This is a genomic window from Arthrobacter sp. TJ-270 (genome assembly GCF_058269075.1).
The window spans coordinates 69,134-84,959 of the sequence record NZ_JBZCNB010000004.1; the positions used below are offsets into that span (position 1 = coordinate 69,134).

Genomic DNA, 15,826 nt, shown 5'->3' on the forward strand with positions numbered 1-15,826 from the left:
CTCGCCGCGGTCCCTCGACCGTAGGCTTAGGGTCATGCGCTGGGACCCCGCACAGTACGCCGTCTTTTCCGATTACCGATCCCGACCCTTCTTCGACCTCGTGGGACGCATCGGCCATTCCGCCCCGCGGCAGGTCGTCGATCTGGGCTGTGGATCCGGTGAACTCACCGCTTTGCTTGCGCTCAGGTGGCCGGACGCCCCGGTGCTTGGCATCGATTCCTCCCGGGAGATGATCGAGCGCGCCGAGCGACTGGATGACACACCCTCGAACCTGTCCTTCGCCGTGGCGGATGTCCGCGACTGGGCGCCGGAGCCGGGCACCGACGTCGTTGTTTCCAACGCAGTGCTGCAGTGGGTCCCGGGCCATCAGGCCCTGCTCGCGCGATGGGCAGCGGAACTTGGGCAGGGCGCCTGGCTGGCGTTCCAGGTCCCCGGCAACTTCTCCGCGCCTTCGCACGTGCTGATGCGCACACTGGCGGAGTCGGAGCGCTGGAAAGCGCAGCTTGGTTCGGTCCTGAGGCACGACGACGCCGTCAGCGCACCGCACGAATACCATCGCCTTCTGCGCTTCGCAGGCCTGGATACCGACGCGTGGGAGACCACTTACCAGCATCTGCTCGCCGGAGCGGATCCCGTGCTCCAGTGGGTTCGGGGGACCGGCCTGCGTCCGGTGCTCGATGCGCTTCCTGCCGTAGAGGCGGCGGAGTTTGAGCGCATCTATGCCGACATGCTCGCCGATGCGTATCCCCGCGAGCCCGACGGCGGCACGATCTTCCCGTTCAGGCGGATCTTTGCGGTGGGCGTCAAGCCTGCACCTGCGGCCTCACCAGCCGCGTGAGCGCCATTCCGGGAGCGACGGCCGCTCCGCACCGAGCGTGGTCGGTTTCCCATGGCCGGGATGGACGATCGTATCGTCGTCAAACTTGTTGAAGAGGCGCTCCACCACGTCCTTGTACAGGGACTCGAAACGCTCCGGATCCCCGCCCGTGTTGCCGACGCCACCGGGGAAGAGGGAATCACCCGTGAACAGGTGGACCGGGCCGTTGGGGTCCCGGTAAGCGAGCGCCACCGACCCGGGAGTATGACCGCGCAGTGAGATGGCTTCCAGCGTGAACCCGGCGAAGGTGCCGATATCCCCATTCCTGAGCGAAACATCGGTGGGCACCGCAATGTCATCGACATCGTCCACGCCAGCAGCGGTGCGGGCGCCCGTCGCGCCCACCACACCGGCCAGCGCACGCACATGGTCCCAGTGTGAGTGGGTCGTGACAATGAGGGCGAGCTTCGCGGGAACGTCGGCATCCTGTGCGCCGTCGGCGATCAAACGCTGGATGGCGGGAGCGTCGTCGGCGGCGTCGATGAGGACCTGCGCTCCGGTCGCCTTCGCTGTGATGAGGTAGACGTTGTTATCCATCTCGCTGACAGAGATGCTCCGGATGGTCACCTCGGAAAGGTCATGCATGCTGGCCACTCTAGTACCGATGGTGATGCACCACACCGCATGGCAGAATGTGAGCACCCTTCCACTGTCGTCCAGGAGCGCGCACCGTGAATTCTGATGTATCGGCGTGGCTGCGGATCGATTCGAACAGCTCAGTGCCTCCGTATGAACAGCTGCGTGTTCAGATCCTGGACGCTGCCAATGACGGCTCCCTGCCGGTTGGTACGCGTCTGCCGCCCGTGCGGACTCTCGCGGGGCACCTCGGCGTGGCAGTCAATACGGTCGCGCGGGCCTACCGGGAACTGGAACAGGCGCACATAGTTGTCACCCGCTCGCGGGCGGGGACCGTCGTCGCGGCGGCGGGGGACGAGGCACGGCGCAAGGCAGCGGAAGGCGCGGCCGAATACGCCCGCCTCATCAAGGCCAACGGACTCACCGAGGAGGAAGCAGTCTCCTACCTGCGCGCGGCTCTGCGCCGTCGGTGAACATTTTGCGCGACACGCCGCCTATGGCGCTGTTCGAACAAGTCTTCGAACGGTGTTTCCTCTAAAGTGGGATGGTGTCTATAGCAACCTCCGTGGATTCCGCCCTGTCCCACCCTGACAAAATGCCGCAGGACCTCTCGCGGCTCATCGTCAAGGGCGCACGGGAACACAACCTGCGCAACGTGGATCTCGACCTGCCGCGGGACGCGATGATCGTCTTCACCGGCCTGTCCGGCTCCGGTAAATCCTCCCTTGCCTTCGACACCATCTTCGCCGAGGGCCAGCGCCGCTACGTCGAGTCGCTCTCTGCCTACGCCCGCCAGTTCCTCGGCCAGGTGGACAAGCCGGACGTTGACTTCATCGAGGGCTTGTCGCCGGCGGTGTCCATCGACCAGAAATCCACCAGCAAGAACCCGCGCTCCACCGTCGGAACCATTACCGAGATCTACGACTACATGCGGTTGTTGTGGGCCCGCGTGGGGAGGCCGCATTGCCCGGTGTGCGGTGAAGCGGTCACCAAGCAGACTCCGCAGCAGGTCGTCGACCAGCTCATGGAACTCGAAGAGGGCACCCGCTTCCAGGTACTTGCGCCCGTGGTGCGAGGCCGCAAGGGCGAATTCGTGGATCTCTTCCAGGACCTGGCGGCAAAGGGCTACTCGCGTGCGCGGGTGGACGGCGATCTTGTTCAACTGACCGATCCGCCCAAGCTGGGCAAGCAGTTCAAGCACACCATAGAGGTGGTGGTGGACCGGCTGGTCATCAAGGCCGGCATCCGGCAACGGCTCACCGATTCAGTCGAAACAGCGCTCAAACTCGCCGAGGGCCGGGTGCTTGCGGACTTCGTCGACCTGGACTCGGACGATCCCCACCGTTTGCGTGCATTCTCGGAGAACCTGGCGTGCCCGAATGAGCACCCGCTCGCGATCGACGAAATCGAGCCGCGATCGTTTTCCTTCAACAATCCCTTCGGGGCCTGTCCCGCCTGCACGGGCATCGGCACCAAACTCGAGGTTGATGAGGAACTCGTCGTTCCCAACCCCGACCTCTCGCTCCGTGAGGGAGCTATAGCGCCTTGGGCGCTCGGCACAGCCACGCTCGAGTACTGGACCCGTCTCCTGGAGGGACTGTCCAAGGAACTGAACTTCTCCATGGACGCGGCCTGGAAGAAGCTGCCCGCGCACGCCCGTGATGCCGCCCTGTACGGCAAGGACCACAAGGTCGTGGTGCAGTATCGCAACCGCTTCGGTCGCGAACGGAAGTACAGCACCGGGTTCGAGGGCGCCGTCCAGTACATTCACCGAAAGCACCTCGAGACGGAGTCCGACTACGCGCGGGATCGCTACGAGGAATATATGCGGCAGGTCCCATGCCCGGAATGCGGGGGAGCGCGGCTGAACCCGGCATCGCTGTCCGTCCTGATCAACGGGCGGTCGATCGCCGAGGTGGCTGCGCTGCCCATGCGGGACTGCGCCGACTTCCTGAACAACCTTGTCCTCACGGGACGTGAAGCCCAGATCGCGTCCCAGGTGCTGAAGGAGATCCAGGCTCGGCTCCGCTTCCTTCTCGATGTTGGACTTGAGTACCTCAACCTCGAACGGGCTGCGGGAACGCTCTCCGGCGGGGAGGCACAGCGCATACGCCTTGCCACCCAGATCGGATCCGGCCTGGTGGGAGTCCTGTACGTCCTGGACGAACCCTCCATCGGGCTCCACCAGCGCGACAACCGGCGTCTGATTGAGACCCTGACCCGGCTGCGGAACCTGGGAAACACACTGATCGTCGTCGAGCATGACGAGGACACCATCAACGAGGCTGACTGGATTGTCGACATCGGCCCCGGCGCCGGTGAGCACGGGGGGCAGGTTGTCCACTCGGGTTCGCTGGAGGATCTCCTCCGGAACGAGCAGTCCATCACCGGCGATTACCTGTCGGGTCGGCGGAAGATCGAGCCGCCGGCCAAACGTCGCAAGATCGACCGCTCCAGGCAGCTCAAAGTCGTGGGCGCCCGCGAACACAATTTGAAGGGCGTAGACGCAACCTTCCCGCTGGGTGTGCTGACTGCGGTGACGGGCGTGAGTGGATCGGGCAAGTCGACGCTGGTCAACGAAATTCTGTACAAGGTTCTCGCCAACAAGCTCAACGGTGCAAAGCAGGTTGCCGGACGCCATCGCCGGATCGATGGACTGCAGCACCTCGACAAGGTAATCCACGTGGACCAGGGCCCGATCGGCAGGACCCCGCGATCCAATCCAGCCACCTACACCGGGGTCTTCGACAACATTCGCAAGTTGTTCGCGGAGACCACCGAGGCGAAGGTCCGGGGCTACCTGCCCGGCAGGTTCTCCTTCAACGTCAAGGGCGGGCGCTGCGAGGCCTGCTCCGGCGACGGCACGCTGAAGATCGAAATGAACTTCCTGCCCGATGTCTATGTGCCGTGCGAGGTGTGTCACGGCGCGCGCTACAACCGGGAAACACTTGAGGTGCACTACAAGGGCAAAACCATTGCGGATGTGCTGGACATGCCGATCGAGGAGGCAGCGGAGTTCTTTGCAGCGTTCACCCCGATCGCACGGCACCTGAACACCCTAGTTGACGTCGGTCTCGGCTACGTACGCCTGGGACAGCCGGCCACCACCCTCTCCGGCGGCGAAGCGCAGCGTGTGAAGCTCGCCAGTGAATTGCAGAAGCGATCAAACGGACGCAGTATCTACGTCCTCGATGAGCCCACAACCGGGCTCCACTTCGAAGACATCCGCAAGCTGCTCCTGGTACTTCAGGGCCTGGTGGAAAAGGGAAACACGGTCATCACCATCGAGCACAATCTGGACGTGATCAAGAGTGCTGACTGGGTGATCGACCTCGGCCCCGACGGCGGTTCCGGCGGCGGTGAAATCATCGCGACGGGTACTCCTGAGCAGGTTGCGGCCACCGAGGGAAGCCACACGGGTCAGTTCCTTGCCGAGGTCCTGAGCGCATAACTCCATATTCCGGTACCGGAATGCAATTTCGGGCGCAGCACGCGCTATGGGAAACTTGCCCGGTGAAGAATACGCGGCTCCTCCTCCTTTTCGACCTGGACGGAACGCTGGTGGACCCGGAGGGCGCGATCACAGGGGGCATCTCCAGGGCCCTGCAGACACTGGGGCTGCAGGTGCCGGGTGCGGAGGAAATGCGACGCATGGTCGGGCCCGCGTTAGTGCGTTCGCTCACGGACATCGCCAAAGTGCCGCAGGACCGCATCGACGAGGTGATTTCCGTCTACCGTGCCGGTTACCGTGCGAACGGCATGGCGGAGAGCAGGCCGTACCCGGGAATCATCGACACAGTCCGCGCACTCCGGGAGCGTGGTCACCTTGTCGCCGTGGCCACTCAAAAGCCCGAACGCCTGGCTCGTGAGCTACTCGAAGTCCAGGGCATGACACAGCTTTTCGAGTCCATCCACGGCTCACCGGACGATGAGCAGGCCGCCGCCCTGCTGGATGGTAAAAAAACCATCATCGGCGCCGCACTGACCGAGCACGAAGGCCGCTTTGACCGGGCATTGATGATCGGGGACCGTTCCCACGACATCGAAGGCGCCGCAGCCAACGGGCTGGACTGCATCGCAGTCGAATGGGGATTCGGCAGTGCACACGAGTTCGCGGCAGCCCAGCCCGCCGCCGTCGTGTCTTCCTCACCAGCGCTGCTCGAGCGCGTGCTCGCCTACGCCGAGCCCGACCGGGCGGTGAGCCATGGGCGTCTATGACCTCACGCGCAGCAGCACCCGCGGATTGATCGCGGGCCTGTGCCGACCCACCGTCCTCGGGCTGGAGAATGTTCCGGCCAGCGGCGGGTTCATTGTCGCTCCGAACCATCTCTCCTTCCTGGACAGCGTCCTCGTACAGGCGCTCATGCCGCGCCCCGTTGCCTTTTTCGCGAAGGCCGAGTACTTCACCGGCAGGGGAGTGAAGGGCACGCTGATGCGCTCCTTCTTCGAGGGGGTCGGGTCCATTCCCGTGCAGCGGGGCCAGCAGGCGGCGAGTGTCCAGGCGCTCAAGACCCTGCTTGAATTGCTCGAAGCCGGTGACGGCGTCGGTATCTACCCGGAAGGCACACGCTCCCGCGACGGCCTGCTGTACCGGGGAAGAACTGGTGTGGGATGGCTTGCCCTGACTACGGGGGCGCCGGTTGTGCCGGTGGGCCTGCTCGGCACCGATCGCCTTCAGCCGGCGGGCAGCCGCCTGATCCGGCCGCAGCACTTCACCATGACGGTGGGCGAACCGCTGTACTTCGAACGGACCGGGCCGGATCATTCGCTGCCGGCGCGCAGACAGGCAACTGACACGATCATGGACGCCATCGCGGCGCTGACAGGCCAGCGCAGGGCCGCCGGCTACAACAAAGGTCCAACCGAATGACCGGTGTTACCGGAATCAGTAGTGGGCCCAACCGATCGTATGTAACGCGCCGGTAGGATATATGGGTGGCAGATCCAGCAACGTACCGCCCGAAAGCCGGTGAGATCCCACTGGGTCCGGGGGTTTATCGGTTCCGTGACCAGCATCGGCGGGTTGTGTACGTCGGTAAGGCGAAGAACCTTCGCTCCCGGCTCAATTCTTATTTCGCGAATCCCCAAGGGCTGATGCCGCGCACGCGCGCCATGGTGCATACGGCCGCCAGCGTCGAGTGGACGGTTGTCGGCAGCGAGCTCGAGGCGCTCCAGCTGGAGTACACCTGGATCAAGGAGTTCAATCCTCGTTTCAACGTGATGTTCCGCGACGACAAGTCCTACCCGTACCTCGCGGTCACGCTGGGGGAGAAGTACCCGAGGGTCCAGGTCATGCGCGGTGACCGGCGAAAGGACACCCGTTACTTCGGGCCGTTTTATCCGGCGAAGGCGATCCGCGAGACGGTCGATACCCTCCTGCGCGTCTTCCCCGTCCGGACCTGCAGCACAGGCGTGTTCAAGCGCGCCGAGCGCTCGGGGCGGCCGTGCCTGCTGGGATACATCGACAAATGCTCGGCGCCCTGCGTCGGACGGATCTCACCGGAAGAGCACCGCGAGCTCGCGGCCCAGTTCTGCGACTTCATGTCCGGTCAGGCCAACCGCTTCATTCGCGAGTTGGAGCAGAAGATGGCCGCTGCCGTCGCTGAGTTGGATTACGAGTCGGCCGCCCGCGTCCGCGACGACATTGCGGCGCTGAAGCGGGTGTTCGAACGCAACACGGTGGTTCTCAGTGAAGACACCGATGCGGATGTGTTTGCCCTCGCCGAGGACGAACTCGAGGCGGCCGCGCAGGTTTTCCACGTACGTGGAGGCAGAATCCGCGGCCAGCGCGGCTGGGTGGTCGAGAAGGTCGAGGACATGACCACCGCCGACCTCGTCGAGCACCTCCTGCAGCAGGTCTATGGCGAGGGCAGCAGCAGCAACAACCGCATCCCGCGGGAGGTCCTCGTCCCCGAACTGCCGAGCAACGAAGAGCAGATGCGCGAGTGGCTCCATGGGCTGCGGGGCGCCCGGGTGGATATCCGGGTACCCCAGCGGGGAGACAAGGCAACCCTGCTCGGTACGGTTGCCCAGAACGCGGCCGATTCATTGAGGCTCCACAAAAGCCGCCGTGCGGGTGACATCACTACCAGGTCCGCAGCGCTGCAGGAGCTGCAGGAGGCGCTGGACCTGCCCATGCCGCTCATGCGGATCGAGTGTTTCGACATCTCCCACGTCCAGGGCACCAACGTGGTGGCGTCCATGGTGGTGGTCGAGGACGGGTTGCCGCGCAAGGCTGACTATCGCAGGTTCTCCATCACCGGAGACGCCGCACGGGATGACACATCGTCCATGTACGACGTCATCTCGCGCCGCTTCCGCAACTATCTTGCCGAGCGGAATCCGCTCGATTCCCTCCCAGGCGACGACGGCGGCGCTTCCGGTCCGGTCACGGACGAGCCGACAGCACCGGTGCGCCAGAAGTTTGCCTATCCTCCCAACCTTGTGGTTGTGGACGGCGGCCAGCCCCAGGTGCGCGCTGCTGCGCGCGCTCTGGAGGATTTGGGGATCGACGACGTCTTCGTCATCGGACTGGCGAAGCGGCTCGAAGAGGTCTGGCTGCCTGAGGGGGACTTCCCGGTCATCCTGCCCCGTGCATCCGAAGGGCTGTTCCTTCTCCAGCGTATCCGCGACGAAGCCCACCGGTTTGCGCTGGCATACCACCGGCAGAAGCGCGGGAAGTCCATGACGGTGTCAGCTCTGGACGAGGTGCCCGGCCTCGGCCCGGCGAAACGCCGCTCCCTGCTGAAACACTTCGGGTCAGTACGGAAACTGAAGGCGGCAAGCATCGAAGAGTTGCAGGAAGTGCAGGGGGTAGGCCCGGCGCTGGCAGCAACAATACGACGTCAACTCGCCCAGGGCAGCGCTGAAGGGGCCGACAGGGCGCCTGCCCCTGCCGTGAATATGATGACCGGCGAAATACTCGATTCTTAGTTAGGGTAGACGTGGATGCCGGCCGCAAGGCCCGGCTTACATTGCGTGCAACGGTGGGACGGAAAACGAACACATGAATCAGACTGACGGTCTTACGCCGGTCAAACCTGCCGAATCCGAACTGCTTGTAGTGACGGGTATGTCAGGTGCCGGCCGTAGTACGGCAGCAAACGCCCTGGAAGACCACGGCTGGTATGTGGTGGAGAACCTTCCGCCGCAAATGCTGAGCACCCTCACCGAGATCGTGTCGAGAACCCCGGAATCCATCCCCAAGCTCGCCGTGGTCATTGACGTGCGGAGCAAGGAGCTGTTCCAGAACGTGCAGGGTTCCCTCGCAGCGCTGAGGGCGGCAGGAATCACCTACCGCATCCTGTTCCTGGATGCAGCAGATGACACCCTGGTGCGGCGTTTCGAGCAGGGCAGGCGCCCCCATCCGCTTCAGGGCGACGGTCGCATCCTTGACGGCATCTCGGACGAGCGGGAGGTGCTGAAGGAGCTGAAGCAGGCATCCGACGTCGTGGTGGACACAACACAGCTGAACGTGCACGCGCTGGCCACCACAATCACCGAACTGTTTTCCGAGTCCGGACCGATCGTTCTGCGGTTGAATGTCATGAGCTTCGGTTTCAAGTATGGGCTGCCGGTCGATGCCAACTTCGTCGCGGACGTCCGCTTCATCCCGAACCCCCACTGGGTGCCGGTACTCCGCCCGCAGACGGGCATGGATGGGCCGGTCCGGGATTATGTGCTCGAAGCGAACGGCGCTTCCCAGTTCATCGACCGTTATGTCAGTGCTCTCGAGCCCGTGCTTGAGGGGTATCGCCGCGAGAACAAGCACTACGCCACGATTGCTGTCGGCTGCACCGGTGGTAAGCACCGATCCGTTGCAGTGACCGAGGAGATTGCAAAGAGACTCGCGCAGCTGCCCCGCCTGCAGGTGACTGCCCACCACCGCGACCTCGGGCGGGAATGATGGCGATCCTCACCGGATCGCTGCCGATGATTCCAGCGAACTCGGCCGTCCGTTCCGGATCCGGGTCGCAGGACAATGCTCCGTCGGTGGTCGCGCTGGGGGGCGGACACGGGCTGTCGGCGTCGTTGTCCGCCCTACGCCTGTTGACCTCCGAACTCACCGCCGTGGTAACAGTGGCTGACGACGGCGGCTCCTCCGGGCGCCTGCGCCACGAACTCGGCGTCCTGCCGCCCGGTGACCTTCGGATGGCGCTGGCAGCGCTCTGTGATGACACCGACTGGGGGAGGACCTGGCGTGACGTGATGCAGCACCGCTTCGCGTCCCGGGACGGTGTGGAGGGTTCGCTCGACAACCACGCGCTGGGCAACCTCCTCATCGTCACCCTGTGGGAGCTGCTGGGGGACCCCGTGGCAGGCCTGCAGTGGGCTGGCGCGCTCCTCGGCGCACGGGGACGTGTGCTGCCAATGGCGAGCGTACCCTTGACGATCGAGGGCGATGTACTGACAGAGGTGGACGGCGGCCTGCGGCTGCGCAAGGTATCGGGCCAGGCGCAGCTTGCCACGGCAGGAACCTCCGGGAACGTGAGCAAGGTGCGGTTGCTTCCCGAAGACGCTCCCGCCTGCGTTGACGCGCTCAATGCCATCGAACTGGCCGACTGGGTCATTCTTGGACCGGGGTCCTGGTACACCTCGGTGCTCCCGCATCTCCTTCTGCCGGAGCTGAGGGACGCGCTGTGCAACACCACCGCACGGCGCTGCCTGACCATGAACCTGAGTAACGACACCAGGGAAACGCAGGGAATGAGCGCGGTGGACCACCTCTCTGTGATCAGGCGCTATGCACCCGAGTTCCGTGTTGACGCCGTCGTCGCCGACCCTTCGGTGGTCGCGGACCGCGATGAATTCGAAGCAGCGGTGCGCGAGATGGGAGGCCGCGCTTTCTTGGGTAAAGTAGGGTCATCAAGCGGCGGACCGGTTCATGACGCGTTGCGCCTGGCAACGGCCTACCAAGACATGTTCGGCGAATTCTAGGAGGGTGTCTGTGGCGTTGACCGCGGATGTGAAAGAGGAACTTTCACACCTCAATGTGAAAAAGTCGTCGGTACGCAAGGCCGAGGTTTCCGCACTCCTGCGCTTCGCCGGTGGCCTGCACATCATTTCCGGGCGAATCGTTATCGAGGCTGAAGTAGACCTTGCTTCTACTGCGCGCAGGCTGCGTACAGCCATAGCGGACGTCTATGGGCACAGTAGCGAGATCATCGTCGTGTCGGGCAACGGTCTGCGGCGTGGGAACCGCTATGTGGTTCGGGTGGTGCGGGATGGCGAGTCGCTCGCGCGGCAAACCGGGCTGCTGGACAACCGTGGAAGACCAGTGCGCGGGCTGCCGTCCGTCGTCGTCAATGGTTCCGCCGCGGATGCTGAAGCGGTATGGCGCGGTGCCTTTCTTGCCCATGGTTCGCTGACCGAGCCGGGCCGTTCATCCGCTTTGGAAGTCACCTGCCCCGGACCGGAATCGGCCCTGGCCCTTGTCGGTGCGGCGCGCCGGCTTGGCATTACGGCCAAAGCCCGGGAAGTCCGCGGTGTGGACCGCGTGGTCATCCGCGATGGTGACACCATCGCGGTCCTCCTCACCCGCATGGGTGCCCATGATGCCCTGATGGTGTGGGAGGAGCGGCGCATGCGCAAGGAAGTCCGCGCCACAGCCAACCGGCTGGCGAACTTCGACGATGCGAATCTGCGACGGTCAGCGCAGGCCGCAGTCGCCGCGGGGGCGCGCGTGGAGCGTGCGTTGGAGATCCTCGGAGAAGAAGTGCCCGACCACCTGAAGTATGCTGGGGAGCTTCGCGTGGCCCACAAGCAGGCGAGCCTTGACGAGCTTGGCCGGATTGCGGATCCGCCCATGACCAAGGACGCAATTGCGGGCCGTATCCGCCGGTTGCTCGCGATGGCGGACAAGCGCGCTGTGGAACTCGGAATCCCGGGAACCGATGCCAATGTGACCGCCGACATGCTGGATGACTGAATACGTGCATAGGATGGAAGTCCAAGGGGTTTCCGTGTGCCGTCAGGCAGGCGGGCCCCGCCTGGAGAACCGCAACAGCCGGGCTGCAAGTCCGGAACAGCAACACAGGACCTGGAGGATTTCGTGAGCGAATACGTACTGCCCGAACTCAACTACGACTACGCGGCGCTTGAACCGCATATCTCGGCGCGGATCATGGAGCTTCACCACAGCAAGCACCACGCAGCGTACGTCAAGGGAGCCAACGACGCCCTCGCGCAGCTCGCCGAGGCGCGCCAGAACGGGGACTTCACCAACATCCCCAAGCTGTCCAAGGACCTTGCGTTCCACACCGGTGGGCACGTCAACCACTCCGTCTTCTGGAACAACCTTTCGCCGGACGGCGGCGACAAGCCCGAGGGCGAGCTCGCTGCTGCGATCGATGATGCGTTCGGATCCTTCGATGCATTCCGCGGGCACTTCAACGCAGCCGCACTGAGCCTGCAGGGCTCGGGATGGGCACTGCTTGCCTGGGAGCCCATCGGCGGCAATCTCGTGATCGAGCAGCTCTACGATCAGCAGGGCAACATCCCTGTCGGAACGACCCCGTTGCTCATGCTTGATATGTGGGAGCACGCGTTCTACCTCGATTACGTCAACGTCAAGGCCGACTACGTCAAGGCGTTCTGGAACATCGTCAACTGGCCTGATGTGGCTCGCCGTTTCGAGGCTGCCCGCGCCAACGCGAGCGGACTGATCACTCTCTCGTAGTCCTCTTCCTGCGCCGGCGTAACCTTTCCTGCCCGACCGGACAGGAAAGGTGGCCGGTGCGTAAGATGTTCACTGTTGCCTGCGTCACACTCGGTGGTGTCAGACACGCTTGCTTTACAAACGCGCACAGTGCGGTGCATTGATTTCAGACGCCGGAACGGTCCGCCTTTTTGAGGGCAGCAGCCGCCGGCAGTAACCCCTATCAAGGAGATAGAAACAGTGACTACCCGTATAGGAATCAATGGGTTCGGGCGCATTGGGCGCAATTACTTCCGCGCAGCCCTCGAACAGGGTGCCGATCTCGAAATCGTCGCCGTCAATGACCTCACCAGCCCCGAGACGCTGGCCCACCTCCTGAAGTATGACTCCGTCACCGGCCGGCTTGGCGTCAGCGTGGAGGTTGCCGACGGCGGTCTCGTCGTAGACGGCAAGACCATCAAGGTGCTTGCAGAGCGCGATCCCTCGAACCTGCCGTGGGCAGACCTCGGAGTGGACATCGTCATCGAGTCCACCGGTTTCTTCACCAAGGCCTCGGATGCACGGAAGCACATCGACGCGGGTGCCAAGAAGGTCCTGATCTCTGCTCCCGCATCAGACGAGGACATCACTGTCGTGCTCGGCGTCAATGACGACCAGTATGATCCCGAGAACCACCACATCATTTCGAACGCGTCATGCACCACCAACTGCCTCGGCCCGCTGGCCAAGGTTCTCAATGACACCTTCGGCATCGAGCGCGGATTGATGACTACCATCCACGCCTACACCGCGGACCAGAACCTGCAGGACGGGCCGCACAAGGATCTTCGCCGCGCCCGGGCAGCAGCTATCAACATGGTTCCGACGTCCACCGGTGCGGCAAAGGCAATCGGCCTGGTTCTGCCGGAACTGAAGGGGAAGCTCGACGGCTACGCCATCCGCGTCCCTGTCCCCACGGGTTCCGCCACTGACCTCACCGTCACCGTCAGCCGCGAGGTTTCCGTCGAGGAAGTCAACGCTGCCTACAAGGCGGCTGCCGAGGAGGGACCGCTCAAGGGCTACCTCACCTACACAGAGGCGCCGATCGTGTCCTCCGATATCGTCACTGACCCGGCGTCGTCGATCTTCGACTCCGGCCTGACCAAGGTAATCGGCAACCAGGTCAAGGTCGTTTCCTGGTACGACAACGAGTGGGGCTACTCGAACCGCCTCGTTGACCTCACCGAAATCGTCGCGTCAAAGCTCTCCTAAGGAAAACGTGAGTTACTCATCCCTGGATGACCTGTTGAGTGTTGGCGTCCGCGGGCGGCGCGTACTGGTCCGGTCGGACCTGAACGTGCCGCTCGACGGCGACCTCCCCAACTTGCGTGTGACCGATGACGGCCGCATCCGTGCCTCCCTGCCGGTTCTGCGCAAGCTCACCGAGGCCGGCGCCGCGGTGATCGTGATGGCCCACCTCGGCCGCCCGAAGGGTGCACCCGAGGAACAGTATTCACTCAAGCCCGCCGTCGACCGGCTTGCGGAGCTTGCAGACTTCGACGTGGTCTTAGCCGACGACGTGACCGGCGAAAGCGCCCATGACCGTGCCGCGGTCCTCTCCGAGGGGAGCGTTCTTGTCCTGCAGAACGTTCGGTTCGATGCGCGTGAGACAAGTAAGGATGATTCCGAACGTGGAGCTTTCGCTGACGAGCTCGTGCAGCTCACCGGCGAGAGCGGCGCCTACGTGGATGATGCGTTCGGTGCGGTGCACCGTAAGCATGCGAGCGTTTACGACGTCGCATCGCGTCTGCCCGCCTATCAGGGTGATCTCGTCAAGGCTGAAGTTGACGTGCTGCAGCGGCTCACCACTGATCCGGAGCGGCCGTTCGTGGTTGTGCTCGGCGGTTCGAAGGTCTCTGACAAGCTGGCGGTGATCGAGAACCTCATCGGCACGGCCGACCAGCTGCTGGTCGGCGGTGGCATGGTGTTCACGTTCCTCGCCGCCCAGGGCCACTCGGTAGGTTCAAGCCTGCTGGAGGAGGACCAGCTCGATAGGGTCCGTGGCTATCTGGACCGCGCGAAGGAGGCAGGCACGGAGTTCGTGCTTCCCACCGACATCGTGGTGGCAGAGAAGTTCGCGGCCGACGCCGGCAGCGAGACCCTTGCGGCAGACGCCATGGAATCCGGGCAATATGGTGCGTCGGTGTTGGGGCTGGATATCGGACCCGAATCGGGCAGTGCCTTCGCCCGCCACATCTCGCAGGCACGCACCGTTTTCTGGAACGGGCCCATGGGCGTGTTCGAGTTCGATGCATTCGCGGCCGGTACCAAGGCTGTGGCGCAGGCACTGGCGGACGCAACCGCGGCCGGCGCGCTCACAGTAGTCGGCGGCGGTGATTCGGCCGCAGCGGTACGTGGGCTCGGCTTCGATGAATCGAGCTTCAGCCACATCTCAACCGGTGGCGGCGCGAGCCTCGAATACCTTGAAGGCAAGGAACTCCCTGGCTTGACCGCCCTGCAGCGCTGACATCAACAAGCAGTACTTCTAGAACTGGAGACCCCATGACTTCCTCGACGAACGGCACATTTGACCGTCGTCCACTGATCGCCGGCAATTGGAAGATGAACCTGGACCATGTCCAGGGCATCACCCTGCTGCAGAAGCTCGCGTGGACCCTCGACGACGCCAAGCATGACTATTCGCGTGTTGAGGTGGCTGTGTTCCCGCCCTTCACCGACCTGCGCGGCGTACAAACGCTCGTAAAGGGTGATGACCTCGACGTCGTCTACGGCGGTCAGGATCTTTCGCCGGCTGACTCAGGGGCGTACACGGGGGACATCTCCGGGCAGTTTCTCGAGAAGCTCGGATGTACTTACGTGCTAGTCGGCCATTCAGAGCGGCGAACCATCCATGGCGAGTCCGATGAGCTTTTGAACCAGAAGGTTCAGGCCGCGTACCGTCATAACCTGGTTCCCGTCCTGTGCGTGGGCGAGGGGCTGGAGGTTCGCCAGGCGGGAAGTCATGTTGAGCACACGCTCGGCCAGCTCCGGACGGATGTTGCGGGCCTGAGCGCAGAGCAGGCAGCCGAGCTGGTCATTGCTTATGAGCCGGTGTGGGCCATCGGGACCGGAGAAGTCGCCGGTCCGGACGATGCACAGGAAATGTGTGCCGCCATTCGCGCGGAACTGGCCGCGCTCTTCGACGAGTCGGTCGCTGCGCGCGTCAGGCTTCTCTATGGAGGCTCCGTCAAGGCATCCAATGCTGCGGCGATACTCAAGGAACGCGACGTCGACGGTGTGCTCGTCGGCGGAGCGAGCCTCGACGTCGATGAGTTTGCTAACATTGTCAGGTTCGAGCACCATCTGGTGACCGACTAAGGTCACGTTGAAAGGTCACCGTGGAAATTCTCCGTATCATCCTGTTGGTACTGCTGGGTATCACCAGCCTGCTGCTGACACTGCTCATTCTGCTGCACAAAGGCAGGGGCGGTGGAATGTCCGACATGTTCGGCGGCGGCATGACAACCAGCATGGGATCGTCCGGAGTCGCTGAGCGCAACCTCAACCGTTTCACGGTGGCCCTCGGGCTCGCCTGGGGCGTCGTCATCGTTGCCCTTGGGCTGATACAGCGCTTCGCCGGAGACTCGTAACGGAGCAGCGCTGGATTCGGCCGAAGATCCAGCCCGCAGCGCTTTAGGGTACTCAAAGCTATCCCGCGTCCACCACTTCACGGCGTA

General features: G+C 63.7%; 15 protein-coding genes. 14 read left to right on the forward strand and 1 reads right to left on the reverse strand.

Going from position 1 to position 15,826, the window contains the following annotated elements:
* The first annotated feature begins 34 nt into the window (after positions 1-34).
* A complete protein-coding gene (locus AC4D2M_RS09370; protein ID WP_490891462.1) occupies positions 35-838 on the forward strand; it encodes a trans-aconitate 2-methyltransferase in 804 nt (267 codons plus the stop codon).
* Here the strand turns inward: AC4D2M_RS09370 and AC4D2M_RS09375 are convergent.
* Entirely contained in the window at positions 824-1,462 is a 639-nt protein-coding gene (locus AC4D2M_RS09375; protein ID WP_490891463.1) for an MBL fold metallo-hydrolase, read from the reverse strand. The two genes, AC4D2M_RS09370 and AC4D2M_RS09375, sit on opposite strands and share 15 nt — an antisense overlap.
* A gap of 86 nt (positions 1,463-1,548) precedes the next feature.
* On the opposite strand from AC4D2M_RS09375, the gene AC4D2M_RS09380 reads away from it, so the two are divergent.
* The 13 genes from AC4D2M_RS09380 to secG all read left to right on the forward strand — a co-directional run bounded on the left by AC4D2M_RS09380 (position 1,549) and on the right by secG (position 15,739).
* Positions 1,549-1,926: a GntR family transcriptional regulator gene (locus AC4D2M_RS09380; RefSeq protein ID WP_490891464.1), complete on the forward strand. Its 378-nt coding sequence runs from the start codon at positions 1,549-1,551 to the stop codon at positions 1,924-1,926.
* 71 nt (positions 1,927-1,997) lie between these two features.
* Complete coding sequence (gene uvrA, locus AC4D2M_RS09385; RefSeq protein ID WP_490891465.1) at positions 1,998-4,904, forward strand: excinuclease ABC subunit UvrA; 2,907 nt, start codon at positions 1,998-2,000, stop codon at positions 4,902-4,904.
* Between the two features lie 62 nt (positions 4,905-4,966).
* Positions 4,967-5,671: an HAD hydrolase-like protein gene (locus tag AC4D2M_RS09390; protein WP_490891466.1), complete on the forward strand. Its 705-nt coding sequence runs from the start codon at positions 4,967-4,969 to the stop codon at positions 5,669-5,671.
* Entirely contained in the window at positions 5,658-6,323 is a 666-nt protein-coding gene (locus AC4D2M_RS09395) for a lysophospholipid acyltransferase family protein (RefSeq protein WP_490891469.1), read from the forward strand. The genes AC4D2M_RS09390 and AC4D2M_RS09395 overlap by 14 nt, the downstream gene beginning before the upstream one ends.
* Before the next feature lie 65 nt (positions 6,324-6,388).
* A complete protein-coding gene (gene uvrC / locus AC4D2M_RS09400; RefSeq protein ID WP_490891471.1) occupies positions 6,389-8,386 on the forward strand; it encodes an excinuclease ABC subunit UvrC in 1,998 nt (665 codons plus the stop codon).
* Positions 8,387-8,459: 73 nt separating this feature from the next.
* Entirely contained in the window at positions 8,460-9,359 is a 900-nt protein-coding gene (gene rapZ, locus AC4D2M_RS09405) for an RNase adapter RapZ (RefSeq protein WP_490891473.1), read from the forward strand.
* Entirely contained in the window at positions 9,359-10,390 is a 1,032-nt protein-coding gene (locus tag AC4D2M_RS09410; RefSeq protein ID WP_490891474.1) for a gluconeogenesis factor YvcK family protein, read from the forward strand. Before rapZ ends, AC4D2M_RS09410 begins: the two co-directional genes overlap by 1 nt.
* Positions 10,391-10,400: 10 nt before the next feature.
* Positions 10,401-11,381 carry a DNA-binding protein WhiA gene (gene whiA, locus AC4D2M_RS09415; protein ID WP_490891475.1) on the forward strand — a complete coding sequence of 327 codons (981 nt, stop codon included), beginning with the start codon at positions 10,401-10,403 and terminating at the stop codon, positions 11,379-11,381.
* 123 nt (positions 11,382-11,504) lie between these two features.
* A complete protein-coding gene (locus AC4D2M_RS09420; protein ID WP_490891477.1) occupies positions 11,505-12,131 on the forward strand; it encodes a superoxide dismutase in 627 nt (208 codons plus the stop codon).
* Between the two features lie 219 nt (positions 12,132-12,350).
* Positions 12,351-13,361 (forward strand): type I glyceraldehyde-3-phosphate dehydrogenase, encoded by a 1,011-nt coding sequence (gap, locus tag AC4D2M_RS09425; RefSeq protein ID WP_490891478.1) that lies wholly within the window; start codon positions 12,351-12,353, stop codon positions 13,359-13,361.
* Positions 13,362-13,368: 7 nt separating this feature from the next.
* Positions 13,369-14,616, forward strand: a complete 1,248-nt coding sequence (locus AC4D2M_RS09430) for a phosphoglycerate kinase (RefSeq protein WP_490891482.1) — start codon at positions 13,369-13,371, stop codon at positions 14,614-14,616.
* 35 nt (positions 14,617-14,651) lie between these two features.
* Entirely contained in the window at positions 14,652-15,467 is an 816-nt protein-coding gene (gene tpiA / locus AC4D2M_RS09435; protein WP_490891483.1) for a triose-phosphate isomerase, read from the forward strand.
* A gap of 20 nt (positions 15,468-15,487) precedes the next feature.
* A complete protein-coding gene (gene secG, locus AC4D2M_RS09440; RefSeq protein WP_026543639.1) occupies positions 15,488-15,739 on the forward strand; it encodes a preprotein translocase subunit SecG in 252 nt (83 codons plus the stop codon).
* Positions 15,740-15,826 lie beyond the last annotated feature (87 nt).